The sequence below is a fragment of the Halothiobacillus sp. genome, from assembly GCF_027346185.1.
Classification (GTDB): domain Bacteria; phylum Pseudomonadota; class Gammaproteobacteria; order Halothiobacillales; family Halothiobacillaceae; genus Halothiobacillus.
Window position 1 is genome coordinate 1 of the sequence record NZ_DAIESY010000012.1, and the last position, 4,928, is coordinate 4,928.

Here is a 4,928-nt window from a genome sequence, read left to right on the forward strand (position 1 = left end):
GATTTGGCGGCCCATTTACCGATTCCCGTGGCGGTCGAAGCCAGATGCCTGCCCCGAGTGGCCCGCCAGGCGATACGGATAATGATCACTATGGCCAACAAAATGCCAAGCGAAATATGCAGGTACTGGAGTTCTTTTCGCAGTGCCGTGCCATGTTCTAAAAGTCCCCAAACCAATGCCAAGCTGAAGAGGGTGATGACAAGCCCCGCTGTCAACCAGTGCAACACAACTGTCGGGCGGTCATATCGAGTCATGACGAGGCCTGTGCCGGGCGGATCAATTTTCATAATTTAATTTCCATCAAGAAAGGCAACAGAGTTACTACCGGGCGGCTTGAAAGGTTATCCAAGGCGTCCTACCGTCTTTCGATCATAAAAAAGATGTTCTGCTTAATTATTTCTCTGGTGTAACAAGATGTTGCAGAGAGTCAAATTCTTAAGGGAATGTCTGCACGAATGCGGCAGCGCCCTCTCCCGCGGCAAGAGTGTGGCGCGATGACCAAAGGAGCACTTGGCTTTGAGCACGCCTTCAGATCAGAGCTGCTTTAAATCCCCCAACCCCCTTTTTCACGGGACGGGGTCAGCCGTTTTTTGAATGAGCCCCCCTTTTTTTGTAAAAGGGAGAACGAGGGGGATTTAGGGTGAGCGGCCGCCCGCCCCACCTGTTCTGACGGTTATTGACACGTATGACAAAGCCCCACGATACGGAGCTTTATCGACGCCATGAGCAGCTTATTTAGCGGCCTCGGTGTATTCGAATGCCCAGCCAGAAGTACCCGGCAGACGTGGCAACTTCTGCTCCGGGAATTCGCCGGTCAGCGCATGCAGGAAAGCCACGATGTCCTTGACCTCGTCGTCGGACAAATCCTTGTTTAGCTGGACCTTGCCCATCACCTTCACAGCCTCATCCAGCGTCTTGACCGAACCGTTGTGGAAGTATGGCGCGGTCAGCTCGATGTTGCGCAGTGTCGCCACCTTGAACATGTGCTTGTCGGACTCGCTCTTGGTCACCTCGAAGCGGCCCATGTCCTTGTCCAGATTGTATTTGCTGACATAGGCACTGTCGCTGAAGGTCGGGAACTTCATCTGAAATGGCTTACCATTATTGGACAGCATCGGGCCGCTGAACGCGGCACCGGAATGGCATGACGCGCAGCCGACGCGAGCAAAGGTTTCCATGCCTTTGACCTGCTGTTTAGTCATGGCCTGCTTCTCGCCCTTCACATAGCGATCATAAGGGCTGTTCGGTGTGATTAGCGTGCGCTCGAAAGCCGCGACGGCCTTAGCGGCGTTGTCGGCCGTCATCGCATCCTTACCGAAGGCTTTTTCGAAGTAGGGCTTGTAACCGGCAATTGCGCGCACGCGGTCAATAGCTGACTTGAGTTCGCTCATGCCCATTTCCACCGGGTTGACCACCGGACCCTTGGCCTGTTCTTCCAGGCTGGCGGCACGGCCATCCCAGAATTGCGCTGAGCTAAACGCAGCATTCCAGACCGTCGGCGCGCTGCGCCCACCCATCTGACCATGTACACCCATAGCAACCGGTCGGTTGTCATCCCCACCTAGCATCACGTTGTGGCAGGAATTGCAGGACACCGTCCCGGTCGAGGAAAAGCGCGGGTCCATGTACAGGATGCGCCCCAGTTCCACCTTCTCCGGAGTTGTCGGATTGTCGGCAGGCTCCGGCGCTTTCTCCGGCAAAGCCTGCCACTGTGCGGCATGTGCCGAAGCAGTGGATAGCGTGAGCGCAAGAGCTATGCCCGGCAGCAGCTTCAAATGACTTTTGTACATGTTCATCTTTGTCCCCATTAAATAGAATGGCTATGGAATGTGTTCACGATTTTGCACGAAAGTTACGCGCTGCAGAAAATGTAAGAAAGATGTTTGACCTAACTATTTCACGCGTGTTACCAAATGTAACAGTTACGCAGTGAAATTCATGCGAGCCCGGGTTTTCTGGAAATGAAAGGATTTTGGTCATTCAATTGGCATATCGACATTTTCAAAGGGTACAGAAAGTAAAAAACACCCTTCGGCGGTTTATGTGGCATTGGCGTCAGACTCGATTGATTTGCAAGAGGTCACCTCAAAAAATCCCAAGGACGGGGGGTTTCTAGGTACCAAAGATAAATTCGGCGGGCGACCGTGTCGTTGTCACAATGAACGGCAAATTCCTTCCCTACAAATCCCAGTAAATCGATTATCCACACGCGCTGGTTGCAGCGCGCATTCGCACTCAAAGGCCGATTAGCATATCGGCTTTTTTGTATCGTCGATTATTCGATCCGCCTTCTCATCTCCAAGAAAAACTCTGAATAATTCCATCCCAGATTTCTCAGCGCGCGAAAATCAAAAAATGTGATTTTTGATTTTCTTCATGAGCGATCACATATGCGATCGCTCATGGCGGCACATCCCTCTGCTGCACGGAACCTCTAATTTAATTAGATTCCCAAGCAATACACTTGGTAAAAATGTGGCATTTCACGCGGCTATGCGGTAAATACCCCATTTATTTCAAAAACAGACATCAATAATTAATTTTAATATCAATTGGTTACATGTTGGCAACAAACTTGCTCATGGGTCTGGCTTCCTTTTTAACCAGCTCATAAAAACCAACAGTAGAAGTCACGATGAAATTCAAATTAAAACCGCTCGCGATTCTGATTGCCGCCGCACCATTGACAGCGTTTGCCACAACCGAACTGCCGCCGGTTGAGGTCGCCTCGACCAAAACGGCGACCGTACCTGCCGGAGCCCAGGAACTCACGCCAGAACAAATCAAGGCTGCGCGGGCCGCGACCAGCGATTCGGCCCGCTTGCTGGCCGATTTCCCCGGTGTGAGCCTGTTCAGCGCGGGCGGGGTGTCTGCCCTGCCGATCATTCATGGTCTCGCCGATGATCGCCTGCGCACGCAGGTCGATGGCATGGATCTGATCGCCGCCTGCCCCAATCACATGAACTCACCACTGTCGTACATCGTTCCGACCAACGTCGGTCAGGTGCGCGTGTATAGCGGCGTTGTGCCCGTTTCCGTCGGCGGCGACAGCATCGGCGGCACGATTCAGGTTGACTCGCCCGATCCCGTCTTCGCCAAACCCGGCGAAGGTACCGTGACGCAAGGCGAAATCGGCGGGTTTTACCGCAGCAACGGCAGCGCCTACGGCGGCAATCTGGCCGCGACGCTGGCCACGCGCAATTTCAGCTTGAGCTACCGGGGTTCAACGGCACAATCCGACAACTACAAGGCGGGCGGCGATTTCAAACCGGCGGGCCTCTCTTCCACCGATCCGAAGGATATTTCAACCGGCATCAGCCACTGGCTTGAAGGCGACACCGTCGGTTCTTCGGCCTACAAATCGCAGAATCACGAACTGAGCGCCGCCTATCAGAACGATACGGGCACGCAGATGGTCGAGCTGGGTGTCGGCATCCAGCGCATTCCCTACGAGAACTACCCCAATCAGCGCATGGACATGACGCAGAACAACAGCACGCAGTTCAACCTGCATTACAAGGGGCAGTACGACTGGGGCACGCTGGACGCCCGCGCCTACCATCAGCACGTGCGCCATGAAATGAACTTCGGCGAAGACCGCCAGTTCTGGTACATGACCGCGCCGGGCATGCCGATGAACACCGAAGGCAAAAATACCGGCGCCAAGCTGCAAGCCAATATCGATCTCACAACGCGAGATGTACTGAAGCTCGGCGCGGAATGGCAGAAATACCGTCTGGATGACTGGTGGCCGGCATCCGGCACGGGCGGCATGTCGCCGGGCACGTTCTGGAACATCAACGATGGCCAGCGCGACCGCTTCGACCTGTTCGCCGAATGGGACGCGCACTGGACACCGCAATGGATGACGCAGATCGGTGTTCGCAGCGATATCGTGCGCATGAATGCGGGCCCGGTGCGCGGTTATGCCGATAGCAACACCGGCAAGAGCTACATGATGACGGCCAAGGATGCCGCAGCCTTCAATGCCAGTGATCGTGAACAAACCGATCACAACCTCAATTTCACCGCGCTGGCACGCTACACGCCGGATGCGACCCAATCCTACGAATTCGGCTTTGCGCGTCAGGCCCGCTCGCCCAATCTGTACGAGCGCTACAGCTGGTCGACCTGGGCGATGGCCGCGATCATGAATAACTTCGTCGGCGACGGTAACGGCTATTTGGGCGACATCAACCTCAAGCCGGAAAAAGCCAACACCGTCAGCGCCACCGCCGATTGGCACGACGCGACCGGCCAGCAATGGGGTGTGAAAGTCACACCGTACTATTCCTATGTGCAAGACTACATTGACGCTCGATGCATGCCCGGAAAAGTATGCAAAACAGGCCAGTTCAACGTGCTGCAATACGTGAATCAGAATGCGCGCATCTATGGCGCGGACGTGTCCGGTTATTACCTGCTGGCCGACACTCAACGCTTCGGGCGCTTCACCACCACCGGCATGGTGAGCTACACCCACGGCCGGAACACCACTACCAACGACAGCCTGTATAACGTGATGCCGTTGAACGCCAAGCTGGGACTGGTGCAGAACATCGGCGCATGGCAGAACACTGTGGAAACCGTCCTCGTCGCGGCGAAAACGGATGTCTCCACCGTGCGCGGCGAACAAGAGACCGGCGGCTTTGCCCTCGTCAACCTGCGCACCAGCTACACCTGGAACAAACTGCGCATCGATGTGGGCATCGACAACCTGTTCAACCGCTACTACGCACTGCCTCAAGGCGGTGTTTATCTCGGCCAGGGCAAGACGATGTCGATCAACGGCGTTCCCTTCGGCGTGCCGGTTCCAGGCCCAGGTCGCTCGATCTACACCAGCCTGAATTACGGCTTCTAAGGCCAAATCCAGCCCGCACCCCGGCGGGCGCCAAAACAAAGCCCAGCACAATGTGTCGGGGTTTTTT

Annotated in this window: 4 protein-coding genes; 2 read left to right on the top strand and 2 right to left on the bottom strand. The window is 55.2% G+C overall.

Features of this window, described 5'->3' with window-relative positions:
* Positions 1 to 287 (bottom strand): cytochrome b/b6 domain-containing protein (locus M7R55_RS01200; protein ID WP_298217754.1); only part of this gene is annotated, 287 nt, incomplete at its 3' end.
* 444 nt (positions 288 to 731) lie between these two features.
* Entirely contained in the window at positions 732 to 1,796 is a 1,065-nt protein-coding gene (locus M7R55_RS01205) for a cytochrome c peroxidase (protein ID WP_298217755.1), read from the bottom strand.
* A 329-nt stretch (positions 1,797 to 2,125) separates the two neighbouring features.
* Here M7R55_RS01205 and M7R55_RS12200 point away from each other — a divergent pair, with 329 nt between their 5' ends.
* Both M7R55_RS12200 and M7R55_RS01210 read left to right on the top strand, forming a co-directional pair.
* Positions 2,126 to 2,194: a hypothetical protein gene (locus M7R55_RS12200; RefSeq protein ID WP_366881111.1), complete on the top strand. Its 69-nt coding sequence runs from the start codon at positions 2,126 to 2,128 to the stop codon at positions 2,192 to 2,194.
* A 441-nt stretch (positions 2,195 to 2,635) separates the two neighbouring features.
* Positions 2,636 to 4,861 carry a TonB-dependent receptor gene (locus tag M7R55_RS01210; protein WP_298217758.1) on the top strand — a complete coding sequence of 742 codons (2,226 nt, stop codon included), beginning with the start codon at positions 2,636 to 2,638 and terminating at the stop codon, positions 4,859 to 4,861.
* Positions 4,862 to 4,928: the final 67 nt, after the last annotated feature.